The organism is Bradyrhizobium sp. SZCCHNS3016, assembly GCF_032484535.1.
Lineage (GTDB): Bacteria > Pseudomonadota > Alphaproteobacteria > Rhizobiales > Xanthobacteraceae > Bradyrhizobium.
Map to the genome: position 1 here is coordinate 22845 of NZ_JAUETE010000015.1, position 25524 is coordinate 48368.

23 protein-coding genes are annotated in these 25524 nt (G+C 66.6%); 13 read left to right on the forward strand and 10 right to left on the reverse strand.

Annotated features, from left to right (window positions below; genetic code table 11):
* Positions 1-136: 136 nt before the first annotated feature.
* The 5 genes from QW881_RS25380 to QW881_RS25400 all read left to right on the forward strand — a co-directional run bounded on the left by QW881_RS25380 (position 137) and on the right by QW881_RS25400 (position 5256).
* The gene (locus QW881_RS25380) at positions 137-1702 is read left to right on the forward strand and encodes an acyl-CoA synthetase (RefSeq protein WP_315753909.1); all 1566 of its coding nucleotides are present in this window, start codon (positions 137-139) and stop codon (positions 1700-1702) included.
* 216 nt (positions 1703-1918) lie between these two features.
* On the forward strand, positions 1919-3544 hold the full coding sequence (locus tag QW881_RS25385) for an FMN-binding glutamate synthase family protein (protein WP_315753907.1): 1626 nt from the start codon (positions 1919-1921) through the stop codon (positions 3542-3544).
* Between the two features lie 80 nt (positions 3545-3624).
* The gene (locus tag QW881_RS25390) at positions 3625-4311 is read left to right on the forward strand and encodes an RNA polymerase sigma factor (RefSeq protein ID WP_315753905.1); all 687 of its coding nucleotides are present in this window, start codon (positions 3625-3627) and stop codon (positions 4309-4311) included.
* Positions 4312-4407: 96 nt separating this feature from the next.
* Positions 4408-4929, forward strand: a complete 522-nt coding sequence (locus QW881_RS25395; RefSeq protein WP_315753903.1) for a DUF4142 domain-containing protein — start codon at positions 4408-4410, stop codon at positions 4927-4929.
* A 9-nt stretch (positions 4930-4938) separates the two neighbouring features.
* Positions 4939-5256: a cupredoxin family copper-binding protein gene (locus QW881_RS25400; protein ID WP_315753901.1), complete on the forward strand. Its 318-nt coding sequence runs from the start codon at positions 4939-4941 to the stop codon at positions 5254-5256.
* An 11-nt stretch (positions 5257-5267) separates the two neighbouring features.
* Here the strand turns inward: QW881_RS25400 and QW881_RS25405 are convergent, their stop codons facing one another.
* The 6 genes from QW881_RS25405 to QW881_RS25430 all read right to left on the reverse strand — a co-directional run bounded on the left by QW881_RS25405 (position 5268) and on the right by QW881_RS25430 (position 14572).
* Complete coding sequence (locus QW881_RS25405) at positions 5268-6569, reverse strand: nitrate/sulfonate/bicarbonate ABC transporter ATP-binding protein (RefSeq protein WP_315753899.1); 1302 nt, start codon at positions 6567-6569, stop codon at positions 5268-5270.
* A gap of 14 nt (positions 6570-6583) precedes the next feature.
* Positions 6584-8317, reverse strand: a complete 1734-nt coding sequence (locus QW881_RS25410; RefSeq protein ID WP_315753897.1) for an ABC transporter permease subunit — start codon at positions 8315-8317, stop codon at positions 6584-6586.
* 1047 nt (positions 8318-9364) lie between these two features.
* Entirely contained in the window at positions 9365-10675 is a 1311-nt protein-coding gene (locus tag QW881_RS25415) for a hemolysin family protein (protein ID WP_315753895.1), read from the reverse strand.
* Between the two features lie 308 nt (positions 10676-10983).
* Positions 10984-12969: a carbohydrate porin gene (locus QW881_RS25420; RefSeq protein ID WP_315753893.1), complete on the reverse strand. Its 1986-nt coding sequence runs from the start codon at positions 12967-12969 to the stop codon at positions 10984-10986.
* Positions 12970-13313: 344 nt separating this feature from the next.
* Positions 13314-13595, reverse strand: a complete 282-nt coding sequence (locus QW881_RS25425) for a hypothetical protein (protein WP_315752260.1) — start codon at positions 13593-13595, stop codon at positions 13314-13316.
* A gap of 146 nt (positions 13596-13741) precedes the next feature.
* Positions 13742-14572: a creatininase family protein gene (locus tag QW881_RS25430; protein ID WP_315753891.1), complete on the reverse strand. Its 831-nt coding sequence runs from the start codon at positions 14570-14572 to the stop codon at positions 13742-13744.
* A 122-nt stretch (positions 14573-14694) separates the two neighbouring features.
* On the opposite strand from QW881_RS25430, the gene QW881_RS25435 reads away from it, so the two are divergent.
* The 7 genes from QW881_RS25435 to QW881_RS25465 all read left to right on the forward strand — a co-directional run bounded on the left by QW881_RS25435 (position 14695) and on the right by QW881_RS25465 (position 21254).
* Positions 14695-15696: an ABC transporter substrate-binding protein gene (locus QW881_RS25435; RefSeq protein WP_315753991.1), complete on the forward strand. Its 1002-nt coding sequence runs from the start codon at positions 14695-14697 to the stop codon at positions 15694-15696.
* A 25-nt stretch (positions 15697-15721) separates the two neighbouring features.
* Complete coding sequence (locus QW881_RS25440) at positions 15722-16522, forward strand: ABC transporter ATP-binding protein (protein ID WP_315753889.1); 801 nt, start codon at positions 15722-15724, stop codon at positions 16520-16522.
* Positions 16523-16605: 83 nt separating this feature from the next.
* The gene (locus QW881_RS25445) at positions 16606-17334 is read left to right on the forward strand and encodes an ABC transporter permease (RefSeq protein WP_409997693.1); all 729 of its coding nucleotides are present in this window, start codon (positions 16606-16608) and stop codon (positions 17332-17334) included.
* Positions 17334-18317, forward strand: a complete 984-nt coding sequence (locus QW881_RS25450; protein ID WP_315753887.1) for a 2-hydroxyacid dehydrogenase — start codon at positions 17334-17336, stop codon at positions 18315-18317. The genes QW881_RS25445 and QW881_RS25450 overlap by 1 nt, the downstream gene beginning before the upstream one ends.
* A gap of 92 nt (positions 18318-18409) precedes the next feature.
* Positions 18410-19006: an AprI/Inh family metalloprotease inhibitor gene (locus QW881_RS25455; RefSeq protein WP_315753989.1), complete on the forward strand. Its 597-nt coding sequence runs from the start codon at positions 18410-18412 to the stop codon at positions 19004-19006.
* A gap of 159 nt (positions 19007-19165) precedes the next feature.
* Positions 19166-20818: a PAS-domain containing protein gene (locus QW881_RS25460; RefSeq protein ID WP_315753884.1), complete on the forward strand. Its 1653-nt coding sequence runs from the start codon at positions 19166-19168 to the stop codon at positions 20816-20818.
* A 106-nt stretch (positions 20819-20924) separates the two neighbouring features.
* Positions 20925-21254: a hypothetical protein gene (locus tag QW881_RS25465; RefSeq protein WP_315753882.1), complete on the forward strand. Its 330-nt coding sequence runs from the start codon at positions 20925-20927 to the stop codon at positions 21252-21254.
* A gap of 3 nt (positions 21255-21257) precedes the next feature.
* Here QW881_RS25465 and QW881_RS25470 read toward each other — a convergent pair whose 3' ends face one another.
* Positions 21258-22664 carry a PLP-dependent aminotransferase family protein gene (locus QW881_RS25470; RefSeq protein ID WP_315753880.1) on the reverse strand — a complete coding sequence of 469 codons (1407 nt, stop codon included), beginning with the start codon at positions 22662-22664 and terminating at the stop codon, positions 21258-21260.
* A gap of 155 nt (positions 22665-22819) precedes the next feature.
* Here QW881_RS25470 and QW881_RS25475 point away from each other — a divergent pair, with 155 nt between their 5' ends.
* Positions 22820-23680 carry a DMT family transporter gene (locus QW881_RS25475; RefSeq protein ID WP_315753878.1) on the forward strand — a complete coding sequence of 287 codons (861 nt, stop codon included), beginning with the start codon at positions 22820-22822 and terminating at the stop codon, positions 23678-23680.
* 11 nt (positions 23681-23691) lie between these two features.
* Here QW881_RS25475 and QW881_RS25480 read toward each other — a convergent pair whose 3' ends face one another.
* The 3 genes from QW881_RS25480 to QW881_RS25490 form a co-directional block, all read right to left on the reverse strand.
* Positions 23692-24405 carry a hypothetical protein gene (locus QW881_RS25480; protein ID WP_315753876.1) on the reverse strand — a complete coding sequence of 238 codons (714 nt, stop codon included), beginning with the start codon at positions 24403-24405 and terminating at the stop codon, positions 23692-23694.
* A 149-nt stretch (positions 24406-24554) separates the two neighbouring features.
* Complete coding sequence (radC, locus tag QW881_RS25485; protein WP_315735722.1) at positions 24555-25268, reverse strand: RadC family protein; 714 nt, start codon at positions 25266-25268, stop codon at positions 24555-24557.
* A 70-nt stretch (positions 25269-25338) separates the two neighbouring features.
* Positions 25339-25506: a hypothetical protein gene (locus QW881_RS25490; RefSeq protein ID WP_315753874.1), complete on the reverse strand. Its 168-nt coding sequence runs from the start codon at positions 25504-25506 to the stop codon at positions 25339-25341.
* Positions 25507-25524 lie beyond the last annotated feature (18 nt).

The following is a 25524-nucleotide window of genomic DNA, read 5'->3' on the forward strand; positions in this document are numbered from 1 at the left end:
ATCCTCCTTGCGCGCGTCCGAGCGGCCGTGCGATTTTCGGCGCCAAGACCGGGCCTTCAGACGTCCGGCGCGAAACAGGGAGGGGACTTGGATTGCCCGCGTGGCGGCCATCCCCGTGATGACAAAGGGGATGAGCATGGATTCCATCGTACGGCGACAGACGCTCGGTGATCTCCTGCGGCGGAGCGCGGCGCGGACACCGACCAAGAAGGCCGTGATCTGCGGCGAGATCAGCTGGACCTACGCCGAGTTCAACGCCATCGTCGACCGCCTCGCGGCCGGCCTCGCCGCCCAGGGTGTCGGCAAGGGCGAGCGCGTCGCGATCCTCGCGCGCAACTCGCATGCCTTTGCCGCCCTGCGCTTCGCGCTGGCGCGGCTCGGCGCCGTGCTGGTGCCGATCAACTTCATGCTGAAGCCGGAGGAGGTCGCCTACATCCTCAAGCACGCCGGTGCGCGGCTGCTCGCGACCGACAGCGGCTTTGCCGGCGTGGCGCGCGCCGCCAAGGCACTGGTGCCGGCGGTCGAGCAGCTGATCTGGCTGCCGTCGGAGGGCGCGAGCGAACGGCAGGGCGACATGATCGATTTCGCCGAGCTTGCGGCTTCGACGGCGGAGGTGCCCGCGATCGAGATCGCAGGCGGCGATGTGGCGCAGATCGTCTACACCTCGGGCACGGAGTCGCTGCCGAAGGGTGCGATGCTGACGCACGACGCGGTGATCTGGCAGTATGTCAGCTGCGTGGTCGATGCCGGCATCGCCGCTGACGATGTTACCCTGCATGCGCTGCCGCTGTATCACTGCGCGCAGCTCGACGTGTTCTTCGGTCCCTCGATCTATGTCGGCGCCACCAACATCATCACGGCGTTTCCGACGCCCGACAATCTGCTGCCGCTGATCGCCAAATATCGCATCACCTCGTTCTTCGCGCCGCCGACGGTGTGGATCTCGATCCTGCGCTCGCCGCCGTTCGAGACCACCGACGTGTCGACTTTGCGCAAGGGCTATTACGGCGCCTCGATCATGCCGGTCGAGGTGCTGCGCGAGCTGGCGCAGCGGCTGCCAAAGGTGCGGCTGTGGAATCTGTACGGCCAGACCGAGATCGCGCCGCTGGCGACGATGCTCGGACCGGAGGATCAACTGCGCAAGCCGGGGTCTTGCGGCCGCGCCGTGCTCAACGTCGAGACCCGCGTCGTCGACGACGACATGAACGACGTCGCGCCAGGCGAGGTCGGCGAGGTCGTGCACCGCTCGCCGCATCTGATGCTCGGCTACTTCCACGACGATGAGCGCACCGCTGCGGCCTTTCAGGGCGACTGGTTTCACTCCGGCGATCTCGCGACCATCGACGAGGAAGGCTACATCACCATCGTCGATCGCAAGAAGGACATGATCAAGACCGGCGGCGAGAACGTCGCCAGCCGCGAGGTCGAGGAGGCGCTCTATTTGATCCCCGAAGTGTCCGAGGTCGCCGTCGTCGGCCTGCCGCATCCGCGCTGGGTCGAGGCCGTGGTGGCGATGGTCGTAGTCAAGTCCGGCTGCGAGCTGACCGAGGAGGCGGTGCTGAAGCAGGCCTCGAGCCGTCTCGCCACCTTCAAGACGCCGAAGAGGATCGTGTTCGTCGATGCGCTGCCCAAGAACCCCAGCGGCAAGCTGCTGAAGCGGCAGCTGCGCGAGGCGCATTCGGGGTTGTTCGCGCAGGGGTAAGCGGCTGCCGTCTTCGAACAGTGCATATCGGCGCCGGGCGTCTCGGAGGCCCGCCCGGCGCTGCGGCTCGATCTCGCAGCGCGGCAGTCGACAGAAGGCGGCTATCGACGTTGTGATATCATCGATGGCCGATTGCGCGCGCTTGTGTAACGATTGCTTCGCGATACGCGTAGTATGGTGACACCAGACCTTCCACGAGCCGCCTCGAGGCCTCCCATGGATACGCTGCTGCTCCCGTTTTCGCCGCGCTTCATCGTGCTGACGATCTGCGCCACGGCGACCGCCCTGCTGCTGATCCTCGGCATCTACGACCGCAAAATCTTCGATCTCGTCCTCATCCCACTCTTGATCTTCGGCGCGCTGACCTTGCTCGGCGTCCGCGATCTCATGCAGAAGAGCCACGCGGTGTTGCGCAACTACCCGATCGCGGCGCATCTGCGTTTCCTGCTCGAGGAGATGCGGCCGGAGATGCGGCAGTATTTCTTCGAGAGCGAGAAGGACGGCATGCCGTTCTCGCGCGACACCCGTGCGGTGGTCTATCAGCGCGCCAAGATGGTGCTCGACAAGCGCCCGTTCGGCACCCAGGAGGATGTCTACCGCGAGGGCTATGAATGGATGCACCATTCGATGTCGCCCAAGCCGCGTGCGGAGGAAAAATACCGCATCTCCATCGGCGGCCCCGATTGTGCAAAGCCCTATTCGGCCTCGGTGTTCAACATCTCGGCCATGAGTTTCGGGGCGCTGAGCCCGAATGCGGTGCGCGCGCTCAACGGTGGCGCCAAGCGCGGCGGCTTCGCGCACGACACCGGCGAGGGCGGCTTCAGCCCGTACCATGCCGAGATGGGCGGCGACATCATCTGGGAGATCGGCTCCGGCTATTTCGGCTGCCGCCGCCATGACGGCACGTTCGACGCCGACGCATTCGCGCGGGTCGCAGCCACCGAGCAGATCAAGATGGTCGAGCTCAAGATCAGCCAGGGCGCCAAGCCCGGTCACGGCGGCGTGTTGCCGGCGGCGAAGGTGTCCGAGGAGATCTCCAAGATCCGTGGCGTCGCGATGGGCGAGGACTGCATCTCGCCGGCGGCGCACCGCGCGTTCTCGACGCCTGTCGGCATGATGCAGTTCATCGGCGAGATGCGGCGGCTGTCGGGCGGCAAGCCGGCCGGCTTCAAGCTGTGCATCGGCCATCCCTGGGAGTTCCTGGCGATCTGCAAGGCGATGCTGGAGACCGGCATCTATCCCGACTTCATCGTGGTCGACGGCAATGAAGGCGGCACGGGTGCTGCGCCGCTCGAGTTCATGGACCATCTGGGCATGCCGATGCGCGAGGGCGTCAACTTCGTGCACAATGCGCTGGTCGGGATGAACATCCGCGACCGGATCAAGATCGGCGCCGCCGGCAAGATCGCCACCGCCTTCGACATGGCCCGCGCAATGTCGATTGGGGCCGACTGGTGCAACTCGGCGCGCGGGTTCATGTTCGCGCTCGGCTGCATCCAGTCCTTGAGCTGCCACACCGACCGCTGTCCGACCGGCGTTGCGACGCAGGATCCGACGCGCGCCCGCGCGCTGGTCGTTCCGCACAAGATCGATCGCGTCTACAACTATCATCACGCGACCCTGCATGCGCTGGCCGAGCTGCTCGCTGCCGCCGGCCTGGAACATCCGCAGGACCTGCGTCCCATCCACTTCTCACAGCGGACGTCGACCACCGAGGTCTCCTCCTTCGCAAAACTCTATCCGGCGCTGCGGCCGGGTGAGCTGCTCGAGGGTACGCAGGACATCCGCTTCCGTGATGCCTGGGCGCTGGCGCGGCCTGATACGTTCGCGGCGGTGCAGTGAAGCGCCTCGCGCAATCTTTTTGGGAACCTCTGGGCTCGAATTCCATCTAAGCCATGCGAGCTCAGTTGGGATGATCGACAATGCCTTGGACCATAGCGACCACAGTCTCTGCGGCGACGACCGCCGAGGATGACCTGATCCGACGGGCAAAAGCCCGCGACGAGGCGGCCATTCGGGCCATCCTGCAGGCCAACAACCGCCGCCTGTTCCGGATCGCCCGCGGCATCCTGCGCAACGACAGCGAGGCGGAGGACGTCGTGCAGGAAACCTATGTCCGCGCACTCACCCATCTGGACGAGTTTCGCGGCCAGTCCAGCCTGTCGACGTGGCTGGTTCGCATCGCGATGAACGAAGCGATGGGGCGGCTGCGCGGACGGCGACCGGCATTGCAACTGGATGCGGAGCGAGAGAACAAACCTGGGGCCGAGGTGATCCAATTTCCCGCCACGTCGAGCGATCCGGAGAAGTCTGTGGCACAGCGCCAGATCCAGGCCGTCGTCGAGCGGGCCATCGATGAACTGTCCGAGCCGTTTCGCCTCGTGTTCATCGCCCGCGTGATCGAGGAGATGAGCATCGACGAGACCGCGGACTTGCTGCGGTTGAAGCCCGAGACCGTCAAGACGCGTCTGCATCGCGCCCGCAGCATGTTGCGCGAGAACGTCGAGAAAGAGATCGGCCCCGTCCTTATGGACGCGTTTCCCTTCGCTGGCGCGCGTTGCGAGCGGCTGACGGATGCCGTGCTCGAGCGTCTGGCACGTCCGAGCTGAAGATTCTTGGGAACGTCGGCTCCCGTTTTTCATCCAATCCCTGTGCAGCCATTCACCCGCCGGCCACGAGGTCCGGCGGCACAGGAGATGAGAGCCATGTTCAAGCATATCGGCACGACGGTCGTCGTGCTCTGCCTCACGAGCAGTGTCGCGCTGTCGCAGGGCGCCAAGCTTAACGATCCGCAGATCGCCCATATCGCCTACACTGCGGGCGAAATCGACATCAAGGCGGCGAAGCAGGCCTTGGACAAGTCCAGCAGCAAGGAGGTCAAGGAGTTCGCCCAAGGCATGGTGCGCGACCACGAGGCGGTCAACAAACAGGCCCTCGCGCTCGTCAAGAAGCTGAAGGTCACGCCTGAGGACAACGACACCAGCCGCGCGCTGTCGAAGCAGGCGAGCGAGAAGCTCGACGAACTCGGCAAACTCAAGGGCGCCGCGTTCGACAAGGCCTACATCGCCAACGAGGTCGCCTACCACAAGACGGTGAACGGCGCGCTGGAAACGCAGCTCATTCCGTCGGCAAGCAATCCCGAGCTGAAGGAGCTGCTGCAGACCGGGCTGAAGCTGTTTCAGGGGCACGAGCAGCACGCCGAGCACGTCGCGGCGGACCTGAAGTAGGATCAGCCGATGCTGTCGGGACGTCTCGCCTTCCTGAGTGTGGTCGTGCTTGCCGCGGTGAGCGCTCCGGCGCGCGCGGCCACGATCCGGATTACGATAGACAAGCTCGCGTTTTCGCCGGCCGCGGCTTCGGCCAAGGTCGGCGACACCGTCGAATGGGTCAACAAGGATGCGCTGGCTCATACGGCCACGGCGCGGGATGGCGCCCTCGATGTCACTTTGCCGCCGAGCAAGACGGTGAGCTCGGTCCTCAAGAAGGCGGGTACGGTCGACTACTACTGCCGCTTTCACCCGAACATGAAAGCGACCCTCACGATCGCGCCGTGACGCCGTTGGCCTCAATGCGGGTTCTCCAGGCTGAAGGTTTCGGACTGCTCGTCATAGGCGAACAGCTCGGCATAGCGGCCCCATGACACGATGGTGTGCAGCGTCTCGTCGGCGTACTGCTCGGACATGTAGTCCTCGAGCTCGATGCGGAAGCGGGCGGCGGGGGCGGCGTGCGAGGGGCGGTCGTCGAGCACGCGGCGGATCAGCCCCATCAGCGGCACGTTCTCCATCAGGTGCTGCGCGAACAGCTTCTTGCGCTCGTCGGTCTCCTGATGGGCGAACCGCCGTCCGGCCTCGGTCAAGGTCAGATCGCCCTCGCTGAGCTGGGCGAAGCGCAAGAGCTGCAGCGCCTCGGCCAAGGGAAAGATCTCGTCGACCTCGAGCTGCAGATGGCCCGCCAGCACCGGCAGATCGGCATGCCCACTATAGGGTTCGCCGGCGAGCGTCTCGATCAGGCCCGAGATGGAGTTCGACGACACGTGGCTGAGCACCATGCCGACGCCGGCGCTGGCGGTGCTCGGCAGCTTCGGCTCGGGCCGCTGCGTCATGCGGGCGTAGAGACTGTCGACGAGCTGGCGGAACGCCGGATCGAGCCGGTTGCGCGGATGCGGCAGGTCGACCTTGAACTCGGCGGCGACGCGGCCGGGATTGGAGGAGAACACCAGGATGCGGTCGCACATCAGCACGGCCTCCTCGATGTTGTGCGTCACCATCAGTACCGATTTGATCGGCAGCCGGCCGTCGGTCCAGAGATCGACGAGGTCGGTGCGCAGGGTCTCCGCCGTCAGCACGTCCAGCGCCGAGAACGGCTCGTCCATCAGCAAGAGATCGGGATGCACGACCAGCGCGCGGGCGAAGCCGACGCGCTGGCGCATGCCGCCGGACAGCTCCTTCGGAAAAGCGGATTCGAAGCCGTCGAGGCCGATCAGGTCGATCGCGGCCAGCGCGCGTTTGCGCCGCTCGGCACTGTCGACACCGAGCGCCTCCAGGCCGAGCTCGACGTTCTGCAGCACGGTCAGCCAGGGAAACAGCGCGAACGACTGGAACACCATGGCGACGCCAACAGGCGGGCCGGCGATGATCTCGCCGCGGCATCGTGCTTCGCCTGATGATGGCGACACCAGGCCGGCGATGATCCGCAGCAAGGTCGACTTGCCCGAGCCGGAGCGCCCCAGCAGGCCGACGATCTCGCCGGCGCGGATCGTGAGGTCGACCTTCTCCAGCACGACGAGATCCTCGCCGCTGCCCTTCGGGAACAGCCGGCTGACGCTCTTGATCTCGATCAGCGAGGTGTCCTTGACCTGGTCGCGCATGACAATTCTCCCGGTCAGCCGAGCCGCAGCCGGCGCTCGCCGAAGGCATAGAGCGGCCGCCACAGCAGCCGGTTGAACAGAGTGACGAGAATGCACATCACGGCAATGCCGAGTACCACGCGCGGAAAGTCGCCGCGCTCCGTCGCAGCCGCGATGTAGGCGCCGAGGCCTGACGCCGTCAGATGCGTGTCGCCCCAGCTCGCGACCTCGGCGACGATCGCCGCGTTCCATGAGCCGCCGGAGGCAGTAACGGCGCCGGTGATGTAATAGGGGAAGATTCCGGGCAGCACGACCTTGAACCACCAGCGCCAGCCGGTGAGGTGCAGGCTTGCGGCGGCCTCGCGCAGATCGGTCGGGAAGGCGCTGGCGCCGGCGATGACGTTGAACAGGATGTACCATTGCGTGCCCAGGATCATCAGCGGGCTCAGCCAGACATTGGCATCGAGGCCGTAGCGCACGATCAGCACGACGAACACCGGGAAGGCGAGATTGGCCGGGAAGGCGGCGAGGAACTGCGCCAGCGGCTGCATCCGCTCCGCGAGCTTCGGCCGCAGCCCGATCCAGACGCCGACGGGGACCCAGATCAGCGACGCCAGCGCGATCAGGACCACCACGCGGATCAACGTGATCAGACCGTAGCCGATCGCGCTGAGGACATCGGACGGTGCCAAGGTCGCCGAGAGATAGAGGGTGGTCTTCCAGCCGGCATAGGCGCAGCCGAGGATGACCACTGCAAGCCAGAGACCGTCGACGATCAGCGAGGGCGGCGCATGGCGGACGGGGCCGCTCCAGGCGTTCGGCCAGTTGATCCGCAGGTTCGAGAAGGTGCGGTTCAGCGCGGCGAAAGGCACGGACAGCTTGCGCAGTGCGCGGGTGCGTCGGAACAGATCGAGCATCCAGGATGTCGGCGGATTGCCGGAGGCGGTCTGCTCGAAGCGGAATTTGTCGGCCCAGGCCACGATCGGGCGGAACAGCAGCTGATCATAGGCGGCGATCACCAGCAGCATGGTCAGCAGCGCGGCGCCGATCGCCGCCAGGTCCTTCTGCTGGATCGCCAGCGCGACATAGGAGCCGATGCCGGGCAGGGTGACGGTGGTGTTGCCGACCGTGATCGCCTCCGACGCCACGACGAAGAACCAGCCGCCGGACATCGACATCATCGCATTCCAGATCAGGCCGGGCATCGCGAACGGCACGTCGAGCCGCCAGAAGCGCTGCCAGCCGGAGAGGTGGAAGCTGCGCGTCGCGTCCTCCAGATCCTTCGGCACGTTGCGCATCGACTGGTACATGCTGAAGGTCATGTTCCAGGCCTGGCTGGTGAAGATCGCGAACACGCAGGCGAGCTCGGCGCCCAGCACCTTGCCGGGGAACAGGTTCATGAAGAACACGACGGTGAACGTCAGGAAGCCCAGGATCGGCACCGACTGCAGGATGTCGAGCAGCGGGATCAGCACGATCTCGGCGCGCCGGCTCTTGGCCGCGAGCGCCGCATAGACGAAGGTGAAGACGAGCGAGCACACGATCGCGAGCAGCATGCGCAAGGTGGTGCGCAGCGCGTAGAGCGGCAGGTTGGACGGATCGAGCGAGACCGGCGCCGTGTCCAGCGCCGACAGCGGCAGCGTGGTCTGCTCGCCGCCATAGACGATCAGCACCATGGCGCCGACCACGATGATCAGCGCGACCACGTCCCAGACGTTGGGACGGACGGCGTCGCGCAGCACGGTGGTCCGGAGGTCCTGAAGCATCATCGCGTGTCTCGTCTCGTCGTCCGCAGCCCTCGGTCATGGCTGCGGACGTGTCCTCGTCGTGGCGCTGGGGCTGGCTCGCGCCGGCAGGGCTGCCGGCCGAATCCGCACCCTAGGTGCGCTGTGTGATGATTTGATTTCAAGCGGCGGCCGGGAATCCGGCCTCTCGGTCCGGCCTATCAAAGGATACGCAGGCCGCGTCTTCACGTTCCCGCGACATCGGCTGTCCGGGGTATGCCTGATCGTTGGCCCTCGGAAGATGTGAGGGCGCAGGGAAGGCCGGACCTCGACTGAGGCCCGTGGCCCGCCTGCGGAAAAAGTGCAGGCGGCAGGTACCACAGGTTCAGCCGGACGACCCGGCCCTCCCTGCGCGATCGGTTTTAACGGCTTATACGCGATCTCCCCGGTGCGCCGGCTTTCTGGCCACCGTGGCGACAACGCGCGCATCACGCGCGCTGCCGCCGACCTCAGCGTCGGGAGGTCAGGACCACACGATTTCGCCGTCCGCGACGACAGCGTTCGTCCAGCGCCGCCGTCACGTCCATCGCATTGCCGGTCCAACGTTCGTGACGACGCGCGTACGCCCCTCATCAGGACCGGAATGGGAGGAGCATAGGACAGGAATTATGATTTTCGGAAACGATTTATTTTTCGCGGAGGCTATTGAAATGGGTCTTCATATTGAGGGCGCGGGGGAAATGAGTGTTTTGGCGCAGGCGACATGCGTGGCGCATCGGCCGTCCGCCGGCGTGTTGGAGATCGGCACTCCGCCCGACGGGCGAATCGGGGATTGCAAAAGTTGTTTGTGGCACGTCGGCGCGGCGCGATCGGTCAGCGCCTCCCCCGCGTGCGGGGGTGGTCGCATCGCATCGTCAGATGCGATGCGGGTGGGGGATTGCTCCGGAAAGACTGCCGCTGTGGCACCCCCACCCCAGCCCTCCCCCGCAAGCGGGAGAGGGGGCGCACCGTCGGTGCCGCGCCTGCGCGGGTCTCTCGATGATGCGGGCCGAGATACGCATCATGAAACGCCCTGGCGCAATTGAGCGAGCGCTACCCCACGTTCGGCTCGCCGCCCTCCGGGGCGAGCCTGGTCGCCAGGATCTTGTCGATACGGCGGCCGTCGAGGTCGATGATCTCGAAGCGCCACCCTTGCAGCTCGAAGCTCTGGCCGACCTCGGGCACGCTGCCGAAATGCTGCAGCACCAGGCCGGCGACGGTGTGGTAGCCGCGATGCGGCGGCACCTCGATGGCGAGGACGTCGGCGAACTCGTCGAGTTGCATCCAGCCGGAGACGAGCAGCGATCCGTCGTCGCGGCGGAGGCAGGCCGGCTCCGGCGGACCTTCCTCGGAGGAGAACGCGCCGACGATCGACTCCAGAATATCCGCCGCGGTCACGACGCCTTCGAACGCGCCGTATTCGTCGTGGACCAGCCCCATATGCACGGGCGCCACCTTGAGAATCGCGATCACGTCGCGCGCATCGACGGTGGAGGGAATGATCGGCACCTCGCGCACCAGGCTGCGCAGGTCCGGCGTCTCGTCGCGCAGATAGGCCGCCAGCAGGTCCTTGGCCTGGAGCACGCCGATCGGACGGTCGCGCTCGCCGTCCGACACCGGCAGGCGCGAATGCGGGCTCTTGGCGAGCAGCTCGCGAATGGTCTTGGGATCGTCGTTGAGGTCGACGACGTCGACCTCGGGGCGCGGCGTCATGATGGCGCCGACCGGGCGGTCGCCGAGCCGCATCACGCCGGCGATCATCTCCTTCTCGCCGGGCTCGAGCACGCCTGCGGTCTCGGCCTCGCGCACGAGATGATGGATTTCGGCCTCCGACACTTTCTCCTCGGCGTCGCCGGATCGGCCCAGCAGGGCGAGAATCAGCTTGCCTGAGAGATCGAGCAGCACGACCAGCGGCAGCGACACCTTGGCGAGCACCTGCATGGCGGGCGCGACGCGGACCGCCACGGCCTCGGGGTCGCGCAGCGCCAGCTGCTTCGGCACCAGTTCGCCGACGATCAGGGTCGCATAGGTGATGGTGGTGACGACCAGGCCGACGCCGATGATGTCGGCAACGGAGGCGGACAGGCCGAGCTCCAGCAGCCACTGCGTCAGACGCTGGCCGAGCGTGGCGCCGGAGAACGCGCCGGAGAGCACGCCGACCAGGGTGATGCCGATCTGCACCGTCGACAGGAATCGCCCCGGGTCGGACGCCAGCGTCAGCGCCCGCCGCGCGCCGGACACGCCTTTCTCGGCCAGCATGGCCAGCCGGGCCGGCCGCGACGAGACGATCGCGAGTTCGGACATCGACAACAGCCCGTTGACGACGATGAGGACGACGATGATGGCGAGTTCGACGGAGAGCATTTCGACCTGGTCTGGCGCCCGGAGGGGGCGGGATGGGGACAGGTCCTAGCATATGGGGATGGCAGCCGACCAATGCCGCGTTGCGGTGGGCGCATGGCTGGAGACGGGTGGGCGGTCAGATTGGGGCTTGCCGCGCCTGGACCTCCGCTGTCGTCCCGGCCTTGAGCCGGGACCCATAGCCACCGGCCGTCATGTGGCGGGCAATCGGCAGTGACGTCCCTCGATAGCTTCCGCGGTATGGGTCCCGCGTTTGCGGGGACGACACCGAGTGAGGAGCTATGGCCTGCGCAAATAAAAACAGCCGCCGCTCAGAAATCCCCGTGCAGCCGCCCCGAGAAGATCGACACCGGGCCGCGGTCGGCGTTGTAGGCGGGGTTGCTGACGAACTGGTAGTCGGCGGTGAAGGTCAGGTATTTGTTGATCGAGTAGGCGTAGTAGGCCTCGATGATGTTCTCGCGCCGGTAGTTCAGCGCGCCGTCGCCGATCAGCGGGCCGAGGCCGCCGGCGGCGAGGAAGGCGCGGTGGTCGCGCGACAGCCCGTTGGTCACGCCGGCGAGGCCGATCGTGTCATCGGGACGGCCCCAGCGCGCGCCCTTGATCGAGGTGCCCAGCGACAGGCTGGTATCGATGTCGGTGAACGCCATGATCTCGCTCTTGCCGTCGTTCCAGCTCCAGCGTCCGAACAGGCCGACATCGTCGGAGAGCGCCTGGTCGAAGCTGATGACGTAGCCGAATTTGCTGCGGCCGCGGCGGGTCTGGCTGATGTCGAGATTGAGCGCGGGATTGTCCAGCGTCTCGCGATAGCTGCCGGCGAACACGCTGTTGAACCAGCCGATGGTGCGCAGATGTCCCGGCTGCGAGAACAATTGATAGCGCGTCTCCAGCTCGACGACATACTCGCCGCGCCTGAACACGCGCGTGTCGAAATTGTTCGAGTTCGACTCGGCATCGACCAGGAAGTAGCCGGCGCGCAGCGCCCAGTTCTTCTGGTTCAGCTCGGCGGTGGCGCCGTAGGTCAGGCCGAGCTTGTCGGCGGCATAGTCGAAGGCGCCGGGCGCCCACACCGACCAGTTCATGAAGTCCTTGCGCGCGTCCTTGGCGTAGGCGTTGCCGTCGAACACGTCGAGCACGGCGAACTTGCCGACCTGAAACGTGAGCCGAGAGATGTCCTGCTTGCCGGACAGCTGCAACTGGCCGCTGCCGAGCTGCTCCTGCTCGCCGCCGAAGCCGAAGGTCTGGCGCAGGAACAGGCGCGAGGTGTTGTAGTGCGGGTAGGGGAAGTCGGACTTCTGCGCTTCGCCATTGGGGAAGCCGCCGAGTCCGACGGTGTTGCTGAGGCCGAAGCCCTGCAGCAGCTCGGGATTGTAGTAGACCTCGCCGCCGTCCCACAGCCGCGCATTGATGTACAGGCTGTTGCTCCAGGTCTCCTGGAACTGGCGTGCGGGTGTCAGGCTGTTGGCGCCGGTGTAGGCGGCGCGGAACGCCGGATAGCCCTGGCCGAGCACGGTCGCCTGGCCGTGGATCTCCCAGCGGTCGGATTCGGGATCGGACGGATCGCTCTTGAGCTTCAGGTCGGGACCGCTGGCGAAGTCGAGCTTCCGGTTGAGCCCGACTCGCAGGGTCTGGAAGTCGAGTTGCGAATTGTAGCTGGCGCCGTTGGAGAAGCGGACGCCACCGTTCTCGAAATGGCTGTAGAGATATTCGAGGCGCCAGCTCCAATGCGGCGCAAAGCTGCGTTCGATGCCGGCGCCGGCGGCCCAGCCGAGCCGCGTCGTCAGCAGTTTCTCGGTGTCGCCGGCTGCATTGGTGTTGATGAAGCGGCCGCCGGTCCAGGCAAGGCCGCCGGTGGCATAGACCAGCCAGTCGCCCCTGATGTAGCCGACGCGGCCGCGGGCGGTGGCGACATAGTCCCACAGCTCCGAGACGTTCGAGCCGGGCGTGCCGAGCATCGCGACGGTGTGGTTGGAGGTGAGATAGTTCGGAAAGCTGAAATCGCCCTCGAGCCCGAGCAACAGCCCGGAGCGGGTGACCCAGTTGTAGCCGGCCTGCACGCCGCCAGTGAGACCGCTGAACGGGCTGCCGGCGCTGACCGTCCCGCTCGGGTCGGTCAGCGTCGCCTGGGCGCGGTCGCGGGTATAGCCGGCATGGACGCCGACATAGAGGCCGGTCCAGTCGAACACCGTCTGCGCCATCCGGGCCTTGACCGGCAGGTCGGCGGCAGCGGCGGGGGCAGCGAGCGCGGCGATCATGGCGCCGGCCGCGATCATTTCCCAGGTGCAGTTCGAACGGATCATGGCGGCGGATTCCCAAGGCAAGGCAAACGACACAGGCAACGTCACAACTGATTGCCCGCGCACAGTCACGAGAAGATTACGGAGTCGTCGATGTTCGATCGGAAGTGTGGATGACACGCGGCAATTTAGGGATGATTTATATTGCGATTAATTCGCAACAGCAAGCGTGGGACGATCTCACCTGGCTTCTGATTGAGGGTGTGGCGCCCACGCAACAATCAGCCCGCCCGGGCGGCCGGGCGGGCTGTCGAGATCGCAGATCTGGGTGGTAGACGCCCGGCCTTGGCGAATTTGGCGAGGCGGGCCTTGGCCGGGGCCGGGCGGGACGCGACGAACGCCCAGCATCAATAGCCGCAGGCCCTGACGCGGCCGACATACTGGCCGTAGACGTTGTACTGCGGCACCCAGCGGCAGTACCGATAGCCACCGCCGTAGTAGTAGCCGTCGTTGCTGGCGGCGATGGCGCTGCCGACGACGGCGGCTCCGACGAGGCCGGCACCGACGCCCCAGCCCCAATGGTGATGATGGAAGCCGTTGGCCGCGGCAGGCGTCGACGTTGCGGCGATGCTGCCGGTCACGGCGAGAGCGGTCAGCGCGAGGGCGGCAATCTTGGTCTTGATCGACATGGTGAAGGCTCCTGTTTGCTGTTGCGGCGGCCGGCGTCGGCCGCTTGCCAAATTGGACGGAGCCTTTTCGAAACCGGTTCGAATCGCCTGATCGCGATCAACGTGATCCGAAGATTCATCAGAAGATCCAGAGTGTTATCTTTGGCTCAGGAGCCCGGCAGTGGGCCGTGGCCGAGCGTGGTCACGTCGAAGTTATCGACGTCCTCCAGCAGCGCGCAGAACGCCCGCGCGCCGTGGTCCAGCACGCGCTCGCCCTTCTCCGCCGAGGCCTGCGTGGCATCGCCGACCGCGCCGCCCGCATTCAGGTCCTGCGTCTGCCAGGCCATCGGCGCCGGCCGCTGCGTCGAGAGCACCTCGTAGGTCGTTTCCATCTCAGCGCCGCGCGAGGGGAAAGCGGCGATGGCATCGCTGCGCACCAGCGTGGGATGGCGGGCCAGCATGATCGAGGTCTCGACGGCGCCGCCATGGATGCCGTGACGCAGCTCGTCGGCGGAGAACAGGCCATCGGGCGCGCCGAAGCGCGACCATGACGTCGTCACCACCAGCATGCGGTGATCTGCGCGCAGATCCTGCGCGACCAGGGTCATCGCGGCGCTGTTGCCGCCATGGCTGGTGACGATCACGAGCTTCCTGATTCCGGCGCGCGCGACGCTGTCGCCCAGCGCGCGCCAGCTCCGCAGCGCGACCTCGGTCGGCACGGTCAGCGTGCCCGGATAATCGAGATGCTCGGTCGAGATCCCCACCGGCTGCACCGGCAGGACCGTCACCGGCAGCGCCGACGGCAGCAGCGCGCGGGCCCGGCTGAGATAGGCCTCGGCGATGTAGACGTCGGTGCCGAGGGGCAGATGCGGCCCGTGCTGCTCGGTGGCGGCGAGCGGCAGCACCGCGATCCAGCGCGCGGTCTCGGGCGTTCCCGAGTCGGGCATTGCCAAAGCGGGCCAGTGCAGCTCGGTCCAGTCGCGGGGCGGCAGGGTCATCGCGCGGGCAGTTTCCTTCGTCCGTGGAGCAGGGTAGTTATCACCCGAACGATCTTAACATGTTCAGCCAGAAAGAACCGGGGAGACCAGACATGGCGCAGGCGCTTCTGCCGCGAACGTTAATGGCGGCATTGCTGGTCCTCGGCGGGACTTTGGGCGGGATGATCTCGGTGGCCCAGGCCCAGACCCTGGACAAGGTCTCGTTCGGCACCAACTGGGTCGCCGAGGCCGAGCATGGCGGCTTCTTCCAGGCGGTCGCCGACGGCACCTACAAGCGCTACGGTCTGGACGTGACGATCGTGCCGGGCGGTCCGAACGAGAACAACCGCATGCTGCTGATCTCCGGCAAGATCGATTTTTTCATGGCCGCGAACACGCTGATGTCGTTCGACGCGGTGGCCAACAACGTGCCGGTGGTGTCGATCGCCGCGATGTTCCAGAAGGACCCGCAGGTGTTCCTGACGCATCCGGAGTCCAGGATCACCAAGCTCGACGAGCTGAAGCCGCTGACCCTGTTCGTCTCCAAGGAAGGCATCTCCAGCTACTATCAGTGGCTGAAATCCGAATACGGCTTCTCGGAGAAGAACGTGCGTCCCTACACGTTCAATCCGCAGCCGTTCATCGCCACCGCGCAGAGCGCGATGCAGGGCTACGTGACATCAGAGCCGTTCGCGGTCGAGCGCGCCGCCGGCTTCAAGCCCGGCGTGATCCTGCTCGCAGACAACGGCTTCAACACCTATTCGACCCTGATCGAGACGCGGCGCGACCTGATCGAGAGCAAGCCGGACCTGGTGCAGCGTTTCGTCGATGCCTCGATCCTCGGCTGGTACAACTACATCTACGGCGACAATTCCGCGGGCAATGCGCTGATCAAGAAGATGAACCCGGAGATGACCGACGACCTGCTGGCCTATTCGGTCGCCAAGATGAAGGAGTACGGCATCGTCGATTCCGGCGACAGCGTGGAGAAGGGCATCGGCGCCATGACGGAGGAGCGCATCGCCAGCTTCTTCGACAAGATGGTGCGGGCCGGCGTGGTCAAGTCGACGATCGACTATCGCAAGTCCTATACGCTGCGTTTCGTCAACAAGGGCGTCGGCATCGATCTCCGGCCGAAGAAGTAGGACGCTTGAGCGGCGCTTTCAGCACATGAGCTCACCTCCCTCGTCCGAGCGCGCCGTTGCGACCGCGGTACGCCTGCGCGGCGTCACCAAGGTGTACGAGTCCGGCGTCGCCGCGCTGGGGCCGATCGATCTGACGATTTCCAAAGGCGAGTTCGTCTCGCTGCTCGGCCCCTCCGGCTGCGGCAAGTCGACGGCGTTGCGGTTGATCGCCGGGCTTGCGAGCCCGAGTGGCGGTACGGTCGACGTCGCGGCGTCAGCGTCCGAGACGCATCCGGGCCATCGCATCGGCTTCGTGTTCCAGGAGCCGACCTTGATGCCCTGGACCAGCGTGCGCGACAATGTCGGCTTGCCGTTGAAGCTTGCGCATGTCCCGGCCACGGAGGCACGGCCGCGGATCGATGCCGCCTTGGCGCAGGTCGGCCTGTCGGATTTTGCCGATGCATTCCCGCGCGAATTGTCCGGCGGCATGAAGATGCGCGCCTCGCTGGCGCGAGCGCTGGTGACACGGCCCGACATCCTGCTGATGGACGAGCCGTTCGCGGCCCTCGACGAGATCACGCGCTTCCGCCTCAACAACGACCTGCTGGCGCTGTGGCGCAGCCTGAACATGACCGTCCTGTTCGTCACCCATTCGGTGTTCGAGTCGGTCTACCTGTCACAGCGCGTGCTGGTGATGACGGCGCGGCCCGGCCGGCTCAGCGCCGAGATCCGGATCGACGTCGACGCGCGCGATGATGCGTTCCGCGCCTCGCCGGACTACGCCGCATATTGCCGCCGCGTCTCGGACGCGTTGGCGCCGGCCTACACCGGGGTGCATGCGCTGTGAGCGGCGTACGAGAGCAGAGAACGTTCGTCGCGGCAGCGCGGCTGGCGAGCCTCGCCTTTCCGGCCTTGGTTTTCGTCGCAGCGATGACGGCGTGGGAGTTGGTGGTGCGCGTCAACGGCATCCAGCCTTATGTGCTCCCGGGGCCGCTGCTCATTCTGAAGACCTTGGTTGCCGACTGGGACATTCTGGCGCAGTCGCTGCTGACGACACTGATCACGACGCTCGAAGGCTTCATCGCTGCCGCGCTCGGCGGCATCGCGCTGGCGCTGTTGTTCAACCAGTCGAGATGGCTGGAATGGGCGTTGTTTCCCTATGCCGTGGTGCTGCAGGTCACCCCCGTGATCGCGGTTGCGCCGCTGCTCCTGATCTATCTGCCGCAGCAGACCGCGGTGGTCGTGTGCGCCTGGATTGTCGGCTTCTTCCCCGTGCTGTCCAACACCGCGCTCGGGCTCAACTCGGTCGATCGCAATCTCGCTGGCCTGTTCCAGCTCTACGGCGCCTCGCGCTGGCAGACCTTGCGCCATCTGAAATTGCCCGCCGCTCTGCCCTATATTCTCGGCGGTCTGCGCATAGCCGGCGGACTGTCGCTGATCGGCGCCGTCGTCGCCGAGATCGCCGCCGGCAGCGCCGGTGCGGGATCGGGCCTCGCCTATCGCATCGCAGAATCCGGCTATCGTCTCAACATACCCCGCATGTTCGCCGCGCTGGTGCTGCTGTCGGTCGCCGGGATTGTCATCTATGGCTTGCTGGCGCTAGTTTCGCACCTCGTTTTGCGGCGCTGGCACGAAAGTGCTCTTGGAAAGGACAACTGATGGCGGCCACTTCGTCTGACAAGATCGATGTTCTGATCTATGGGCCGCTGCGGCCGATCCTGGAAAAGGGTTTCCCGGACAGCTTCACTGTGCACCATGCGACGACACAGGCCGATCTCGAAGCGCTGCCAGCGGACGTGAAAGGGCGGATCCGCGGCGTCGCCGTGACCTTCCACACCGTGAAGACCGATGCCGCCGTGATGGCGATGCTGCCGAAGCTGGAGATGATCGCAAGCTTCGGCGTCGGCTATGACCACATCGCGGCCGCCCATGCGGGTCAGCACGGCATCATCGTCACCAACACGCCCGATGTCCTGACCGAGGAGGTCGCCGACGTCGCGATGGGCCTGTTGATCGCCACCTGCCGCGAGTTCATCAAGGCCGACCGCTTCGTGCGCTCCGGCGAGTGGACGTCGAAGCCCTATCCGCTCAGCGTCGGCTCGCTGCGCGACCGCACCGTCGGCATGGTCGGCATGGGCCGCATCGGCCAGGCGATCGCGCGCCGGCTCGAAGCCTCGCTGGTCCCCGTCGTCTATCACTCGCGCAATCCGGCGGCCGGTGTCGCCAACAAGCACTATCCCGACCTGCTCGCGATGGCGAAGGACGTCGACACGCTCATCGTGATCGTGCCCGGCGGCGCCGGCACCAACCGGATCGTCAATGCCGAGGTGCTGAAGGCGCTCGGACCGCGCGGCGTCGTCGTCAACGTCGCCCGCGGCTCGGTGATCGACGAACAGGCTTTGGTCGAGGCACTGAAATCCGGCGCGATTCTCGCGGCCGGCCTCGACGTGTTCGAGAAGGAGCCGGCGGTGCCCGACGAGCTCAAGGCGATGGACAATGTCGTGCTGCTGCCACACATCGGCTCGGCTGCCATCGTAACCCGCAACGCGATGGATCAGCTGGTGGTCGACAATCTCAAGGTCTGGTTTGCCGGCAAGCCGCCGCTGACGCCCGTTCCGGAAACGCCGGTGAAAGGCCGCTGATGAAACGTTCGCTCCCAATGCTGATCGCGCTGCTGTCGTCAGTGGCGGGCGTCCCGGCCGTTGCGCAGGACGCCGCCGGCCTGAAGAAAGCGATGATCGGGCAGTGGGAGCTTGCGACCACCGAGCGCAGCAAGACCTGTGTCGTGACCTTGAGGCCGGACGCGGCGCCGCGCGGGCAGAAGCTCGAGCTGGAGCCGGGCTGTGCCGCCGCGCTGCCCTTCACCAAGGACATCGCCGGCTGGAACGTGAAGGGCCTCGACATCGTCAGTCTCCAGGCCGCCAACGGCGAGGCGGTGATCGACTTCACCGAGGTCGAGGCCGGCATCTTCGAGGGCCTGCGCCAGGGCGAAGGCGTCTACATCCTGCAGAACCTGGCGGCGGCGCGGTCGCTGGCCAAATCGATGGACCAGATGATCGGCGATTGGGCCATGGTCCGCGGCAACGGCGCCACGATCTGCAGCCTGGTGCTGACCAACAACGACGCCGGCCACGACAATTTCCAGGTGTTCGTGAAGCCGAAATGCGACCCCATGATCGCAGCGTTCGCGCCCAGCCAGTGGCGGCTCGAGCACGGCCAGATGATGCTGATGTCGGACCGCGGCGAGACGTGGCGGTTCGAGGCGGACGACAATGCGCAGTGGCGGCTGGTGCCCGACAGCGCCAATCCGCTGATCATGCTCAGGCAGTAGGGCGAGACGCGCGCCGTTGAGCGCCCTTGCCGCGCGGTGGGTAGGCCTCTTCCGGCATCGGATTTGGTTAACGGTCGGTTACGCGCCTGTTCCACCGATTGGAACTTGTTGTTTACGCATCTTGCGTCTGATGGTTGCGCTCCATCGAGGGGGCCCGCCATGCGTGAGTTGTTGCGCCGGTTCAACAGGTCGCTGCCGTCGTTCAGCCTCAACGACAAGATCTCTGCGGCTGCGGCCGCGTTCGCCGTCCTGGTGATGCTGTCGACCCTGGGCGCGCTGTCGGCGCTGCGCGAGCAGCGCCTGTTCTACGACCGGCTCGAAGCGCTTTCCATTGCGGCCCGCAACATCGAGCGCACCAACGCGCTGATCTACGCGGTCGTGATGGAATCGCGCGGCATCTACATGTCGTTGGACCGCACCGTCGCGCGGCGCTACGCCGACTCGCAGCTTGCGAAGATTGCGCAGCTGAGCAAGGTGGTCGACGAATGGGAAAGCCGGGTCACAGATGACGACGCCGCGCTGTTCGCCCCGTTCAGGAAGCGGATCGATCAGTTCGTCGCATTCCGCACCGAGATGGCGCGGCAGACGATCTCGGTCGGATCGTCGGCGGCGCGCGAACTCGGCGACAATGACGAGAATCGCGCGGTGCGCACCGCGCTCAACGAGGACCTCGAGAAATTGTCACGGCTCTATGCCGGCCGCACCCGCGAGCTCGGCGAGGCTGCCGACGCGCGCGGCATGGCCGCGTTCTATCTGGGCGCGCTCGGGGCGGTGATCATCGTGCTGATCGCGGCTGCGGCGCTGGCGCTGCGCTGGGGCGTGCTGATGCCGCTGCTGGACATCGCCCGCGTCACCGACCGCATCGCCGCCGGCCGCATCAAGCTCAAGATTCCGCATGCGCGGCGCCATGACGAGATCGGACGGGTCGCCCATGCGGTGGAGACTTTCCAGAACGGCGCCTTCCGGATTCAGGAGCTCGAGCAGCACGAGGTCGAGATCGAGCGCCAGCACGCCGACATCCTGCGCGAGCACGAGCGGCTGGAGCAGGGCGCGCTCAGCAACCAGCAGCGTCTGGATGCCGCAGTTGCCAACATGGCCCAGGGCCTGATCATGCTCGACAGCTTCGGCTATGTGCTGATCGTCAACGAGCAGTACCGCAAGCTCTACGGCGTTCCTGCCTCGGTTGCGAAGCCCGGTGCGCATGTACGCGAGATTCTCGCACATCGCGCCAAGCTAGGCCTGCTGCGCGAGAAGCCGTCGGAGTTCCTCGCCGCGCTGCGGGAGCGCATGAAGGAGCGAAGGGCCGAGATCGTCGAGGTCGAGCTCGCCGACGGCCGCATCATCCGCATCTCGGAGCGTCCGATGGACGGCGGCGGCTGGATCGCGACGCATGAGGATTTCACCGCGCAGCGCCGTGCCGAGCGCAAGCTCGCGCGCGCCGAATATTTCCTCGCCGCATTGCTGGAGAACATCCCGCAGGCGGTGCTGGCCAAGGATGCGCAGTCGCTGCGCTACATGTTCGTCAATCGCGCCGCCGAGCGTCTGTTCGGCGTGCCGCGCACCGACATCATCGGCCGCACGCCGGGCGAACTGTTCTCCGCGCCGACCGGCGCAATCCTCGAGGAAGCCGCCCGCGAACAGCTCGCAGGGCGCGGCGACGATGAGCCGCGAGCCCATAGCATCCTCACACCCGGAAATGGTCCGCGCGACATCGTCGTGCGCCGGCTGCCGGTCTCGATCGGCGAGGGCGAGCCGAAATATCTGCTCAGCATCATCGAGGACCGCACGCAGGATCAGCGCGTGGCGGCATGATGCGTCACGTGGCACGCCGGGGATTGCCCTGCCTTGACGTCGCCTTGATCTGCATCAAGAACGGCCACGCCGGGCGGACTAGCGTGCCCGGAACGGAGGCCTGTCCATGATCCGACGTCTGGGGATTCCCTTTGCTACCCGCCTTGGCGCTGCGGCGCTGCTCACGCTCGCCGTCGTCGCGCCGGTGCATCAGGCTGTTGCGCAGGACGTGCTCGGCGGAGCAATCCTCGGCGGCGCCGGCGGAGCGATCCTGGGCGGCGCAATCGGCGGCGGCCGGGGCGCTGCGATCGGCGCCGTGATCGGGGCCGGCACCGGAGCTGCAATCGCGGCCGATGGCGAGCGCCGTCGTGGCGGCTACTATTCCTATCGCAATGGCTGCTATTTGCAACGCGGCGACGGCTCATGGGTCCGCGCACATCCGCGCTACTGCTACTAGGTCTCACCGGTCGGCTGAATTGACCGCCTGGCGGCGCGATGAACGCGCGGCCGGTGGCTTGGTCGCGCGCTCCAGCACGTTGATGACGCGCGGATCCTCGCAATGCGCGACGTTGAAGCGCATCATCGTCGCGGCGGACTGCGCCGCGCTGAAGACGTCGCCGGGCGCGAGCACCACATGTTCCTCGAGCGCGGCCTGGGCCACCTCGATCGCCGTACAGCCGTCCGGCAACCTGCACCACAGATGAAAGCCGCCGCGCGGCATCAGCCAGGGCGCGATGCCGATGCGCTGCAGCCGTGCTGCCACGCGTGGCCGCGCCCGCGCAAGCCGAGCGCGCAGCTCCTCGATGTGCTTGCGGTAGCTGCCGCTGGTCAGCACCTGGGTCAGTGTCTCCGCGGCGAACTGTCCGGGGCCGCCGAAGCCGGTCGCGATCTGCAGGTCGATCAGCGGCTCGATCCAGTCCGCGCGCGCCGCGATGTAGCCGCAGCGCACCGAGGCCGACAGCGTCTTGGAGAAGCTGCCGACCAGGATCACCCGCGTGAGCCCGTCGAGCGCGGCGAGCCGCGGCGATGGTTCGGGTTCGAAATCGCCGTAGATGTCGTCCTCGATGATGATCGTGTCGTGCGCGGCGGCGGCGTTGAGCAGCCGGTGAGCGGTCTGCAGCGACAGCGTCGCGCCGGTCGGATTGTGCAGGCCGGAATTGGTGATGTAGAGCCGCGGGTGCTCGGCTGCGAGCATCGCCTCGAACCGCGCGACGTCGGGTCCGCCCGGCGTCATCGGCACGCTGACGATCCGTGCCTGATGCGCGCGCAGCAACGCAAGGAAATTGAAGTAGCAGGGATCGTCGACGAGCACGGCGTCGCCGGGACGCAGCAGCATGCGGCAGATCAGGTCGATCGCCTGCGTGCCGGACGAGGTCAGCACCAACTGCTCGCTGAACGCGTCGATGCCGAGGCCGGCAAGGCGGCCCTGCAGCAGCCGTCGTAACGCCGCCGATCCTCGCGCCGCGCCGTAGTCGCTCAGCACTGGGCCGCCGCCGCGCGCCAGCGTGCGGACCGCGCGCCGCAGCGCGTCCTGCGGCATCCACTCGGCCGGCAGCCAGCCGCAGCCGGGCGTCAGCGTTCCCGGCCCGGCGTCGAGCGACTGCCGCGACACCCAGAACGGATCGACCGCGCGCGGCCGGCGCGGCTCGCGATCGGCGAGGGCCAGCGGCGGCAGCGCCGTGTCGGCGACATAGAAGCCGGAGCCGCGCCGGGCCCGGATGACCCCTTCGGCGGCGAGCCGGTCATAGGCCTCGACGACGGTGGCCGGCGAGACGCCCATCGCCGCGGCGAAGGCGCGGATCGACGGCAGGCGCTGGCCGACGTCGAGCGCGCGCGTCGCCAGACGCTGCCGGATCGCATCGACCACGGCGGTGGTCCGCGTGCCGTCTCGGCGGGACTCGAGCGTCCTTGATTCCAAAGTGTATTGCCTCCTGCATCAGTACAGAATGTCGAAATTGTATCGGTCTGTGACTGCCGCAACAAGCCCGATCCGGCTATGGGATCTGCGAGGAGGAGCCGTGCATGAAGGGATCGATCGAAGGCTGGGGGAGCGGCATCGTCGGCATGACGATCTTCAGCGGCTCGCTGCCGGCCACGCGGGCGGCGCTGGAGGGTTTTGCGCCGCTGTTCCTGACGGGCGCACGCGCGACGCTCGCGGCCGTGCTGGCTGCGCTTTGTCTTTTGCTGTTGCGGCAGCCGCTGCCCGGCCGGCGTGATCTGGTGTCGCTTGGGATCGTATCGCTCGGTGTGGTCATCGGCTTTCCGCTGCTCACGGCGCTCGCGCTCCAGCACATCACCTCGGCCCATGCGATTGTGTTCGTCGGTCTGCTGCCGCTGTCGACCGCCTTGTTCGGCGTGCTGCGCGGCGGCGAGCGGCCGCGGCCGTTGTTCTGGCTGTTCGCAGCCCTTGGCGCTGCGGCGGTCTCGGGCTTCGCCCTGTCGCAGGACGGCGTCGCGGCGCCGATCGGCGATCTCGCCATGATCGCCGCGATCATCGTCTGCGGCCTGGGCTATGCCGAGGGCGCCATGCTCACGCGCCGGCTCGGCGGCTGGCAGGTGATCTCGTGGGCGCTGCTGTTGTCTGCACCGCTGATGCTATCGATGGCGGTGCTGACGCTGCCCGGCGCGTCACATGACATCACGGCCGCGGCGTGGCTGGGCCTCGCCTATGTCTCCGTCTTCAGCATGTTCATCGGCTTCGCCTTCTGGTACCGCGGGCTCGCGCGCGGCGGTACTGCGACGGTGGGCCAGCTGCAATTGCTGCAGCCCTTCCTCGGCCTCGGTTTCGCGAGCCTGCTGCTGCATGAGCCGGTGTCGGCCACGATGATCGCCGCAGCCGGAATCGTCGTCGTCTGCGTGGCGATGGCGCGTCGCTGGGCGTAAGCCGTCAGCGGCTATTTGCGGTGATAGAGTCCGGTGAAGCTGACGCCGGCACCGCCGCAATCATTGTTGTCCTCGACCAGCAAAAGCGCGCCGATGCGCTGCAGACGCACGCGGCACTCGTCGCCGGCATTCGGCCGATCGAACGGCGTGCTGCCGTCGTCGACGAAGGCGATGAGGCCGCCCTTGGGCTCTGCCGTCGCGCCGAGCGATCCGTTGCGCAACTCGCGACCGGCCGGCAGCACCTGATCGCCTTCGATCCTGAACCGGTTGCCGGCCTCTTTCCTGATCGTCAGTCCCCCTCCCGGATGCTCCCAGCTTCCGGCCCAGTCGGACATTGCCGGCGCGGCCATTGGCGCGACGGTGGTGAGGGCTGCGCGCGGCAGCCAGCCGGTGGTCCAGATCTGGGCCTTCGCACGCGGCGCCTGGTAGCTGACGCAGACGAAATCGCCGTGGGTCCTGCCGACCAGCACGAGGTCGTCGCCGACGAGGTACGCCTTCTTCCGGCAGGCGTCGGTCGCAGCGGGACAGCCTGCGGCCTTGAAGTCATCGTCATAGGGGCTCTTGACGAAATTCACGCGCGGCTGGCCGCTCACTTTGGCGACGACGAGTGGCCGCGCATCGTCCCAGCCGATGCCATTGCAATTGGCGGGATCGTTGGCGTCGTAGGCAGCCGCCGCCGTGACGGTCAGGACGCCAAGGATCAGTCCGATGAAGGCCGCGCGCATCCGTCATTCCTCTCCACGCTTCGCCAGCGTTAGCCGACGTGGGAAGACGGCCGGTTCAACGCGGCCCGACGTTTCGTCTATCCCGCGGCGATCTTTTGGCGGCTCCGACCGCAGCACGCTGCATGCGTCGTCTCGTCGGCGTCGCGCCTTCACATCACCCCGATGCTCTTCAGGCTGGTGTGGCCGTTCTTGCCGACGATGATGTGATCGTGAACCGTGATGCCGAGCGGCTTAGCGATCTCCACGATCGTCTTGGTCATCCGGATGTCGGCCTGCGACGGCGTCGGGTCGCCCGAAGGGTGATTGTGCACCAGGATGATCGCAGTGGCCGACAATTCGAGCGCGCGCTTGATCACCTCGCGCGGATAGACCGGCGTGTGATCGACGGTGCCGGTCTGCTGCACCTCGTCGGCGATCAGCTGGTTGCGCTTGTCGAGAAACAACAGCCTGAACTGCTCCTTGTCGGCGAACGCCATGCTAGTGCGGCAATAGGTGATGACGTCCTGCCATGACGCCAGCGCGTGCTTCTGCCGCACCTCGCCCTTGGCGATGCGGTGCGCGGCGGCGGCGATCAGCTTGAGCTGGGTGATCGAGGCGTCGCCGACGCCGTCGATCTCGCGCAGCCGCGGCTCCGGCGCGTGGATCACCTCGGCGAACGATCCGAACGTCTTCAGCAGCGCCTTCGCCAGCGGCTTGACGTCTCGCCGCGGCAGCGCGGCGAACAGCACCATCTCCAAGAGCTCGTAGTCGTTGAGGGCGTCGGGACCGGCGCTGTGAAAGCGCTCGCGCAGCCGCTGCCGGTGGCCGTGATAGTGCGGCGTGTCCGGCGGCGTATCGTTGGGAGGAGGGGCTTTCTCGGGCATCGGCGTCAGCATGCCGTGATGCCGCATTTTTGCAACCTCGAAGTGCTCGCGCGCCGCAGGGCGCGCCTTGCTAGGCCGCGCGCCCGGTCAGCACGAGGATGAGGCCGATGATGAGCGAGAACGCTGTGGGGTAGAAGGTGAGCGCAACGCCGAAGGCGCGGCCCGCCGCGCCCCTGGCATAGTCGAGCCAGAACAGCAGCCGCCCGAGGCCGAACAGGATCACGAGCGTGAGTAGCACCGGACGACGTCCTTCTCG

Coding starts and splice junctions, on each gene's coding strand:
- QW881_RS25420 (WP_315753893.1), bottom strand. CDS start 12,969: ATGATCCGTTCGAACTGCACCTGGGAAATGATCGCGGCCGGCGCCATG.
- QW881_RS25475 (WP_315753878.1), top strand. CDS start 22,820: ATGAAGGGATCGATCGAAGGCTGGGGGAGCGGCATCGTCGGCATGACG.
- QW881_RS25380 (WP_315753909.1), top strand. CDS start 137: ATGGATTCCATCGTACGGCGACAGACGCTCGGTGATCTCCTGCGGCGG.
- QW881_RS25390 (WP_315753905.1), top strand. CDS start 3,625: ATGCCTTGGACCATAGCGACCACAGTCTCTGCGGCGACGACCGCCGAG.
- QW881_RS25480 (WP_315753876.1), bottom strand. CDS start 24,405: ATGCGCGCGGCCTTCATCGGACTGATCCTTGGCGTCCTGACCGTCACG.
- radC (WP_315735722.1), bottom strand. CDS start 25,268: ATGCCCGAGAAAGCCCCTCCTCCCAACGATACGCCGCCGGACACGCCG.
- QW881_RS25435 (WP_315753991.1), top strand. CDS start 14,695: ATGGCGGCATTGCTGGTCCTCGGCGGGACTTTGGGCGGGATGATCTCG.
- QW881_RS25430 (WP_315753891.1), bottom strand. CDS start 14,572: ATGACCCTGCCGCCCCGCGACTGGACCGAGCTGCACTGGCCCGCTTTG.
- QW881_RS25440 (WP_315753889.1), top strand. CDS start 15,722: ATGAGCTCACCTCCCTCGTCCGAGCGCGCCGTTGCGACCGCGGTACGC.
- QW881_RS25410 (WP_315753897.1), bottom strand. CDS start 8,317: ATGATGCTTCAGGACCTCCGGACCACCGTGCTGCGCGACGCCGTCCGT.
- QW881_RS25455 (WP_315753989.1), top strand. CDS start 18,410: ATGATCGGGCAGTGGGAGCTTGCGACCACCGAGCGCAGCAAGACCTGT.
- QW881_RS25385 (WP_315753907.1), top strand. CDS start 1,919: ATGGATACGCTGCTGCTCCCGTTTTCGCCGCGCTTCATCGTGCTGACG.
- QW881_RS25425 (WP_315752260.1), bottom strand. CDS start 13,595: ATGTCGATCAAGACCAAGATTGCCGCCCTCGCGCTGACCGCTCTCGCC.
- QW881_RS25460 (WP_315753884.1), top strand. CDS start 19,166: ATGCGTGAGTTGTTGCGCCGGTTCAACAGGTCGCTGCCGTCGTTCAGC.
- QW881_RS25400 (WP_315753901.1), top strand. CDS start 4,939: ATGCTGTCGGGACGTCTCGCCTTCCTGAGTGTGGTCGTGCTTGCCGCG.
- QW881_RS25395 (WP_315753903.1), top strand. CDS start 4,408: ATGTTCAAGCATATCGGCACGACGGTCGTCGTGCTCTGCCTCACGAGC.
- QW881_RS25445 (WP_409997693.1), top strand. CDS start 16,606: ATGACGGCGTGGGAGTTGGTGGTGCGCGTCAACGGCATCCAGCCTTAT.
- QW881_RS25405 (WP_315753899.1), bottom strand. CDS start 6,569: ATGCGCGACCAGGTCAAGGACACCTCGCTGATCGAGATCAAGAGCGTC.
- QW881_RS25450 (WP_315753887.1), top strand. CDS start 17,334: ATGGCGGCCACTTCGTCTGACAAGATCGATGTTCTGATCTATGGGCCG.
- QW881_RS25415 (WP_315753895.1), bottom strand. CDS start 10,675: ATGCTCTCCGTCGAACTCGCCATCATCGTCGTCCTCATCGTCGTCAAC.
- QW881_RS25465 (WP_315753882.1), top strand. CDS start 20,925: ATGATCCGACGTCTGGGGATTCCCTTTGCTACCCGCCTTGGCGCTGCG.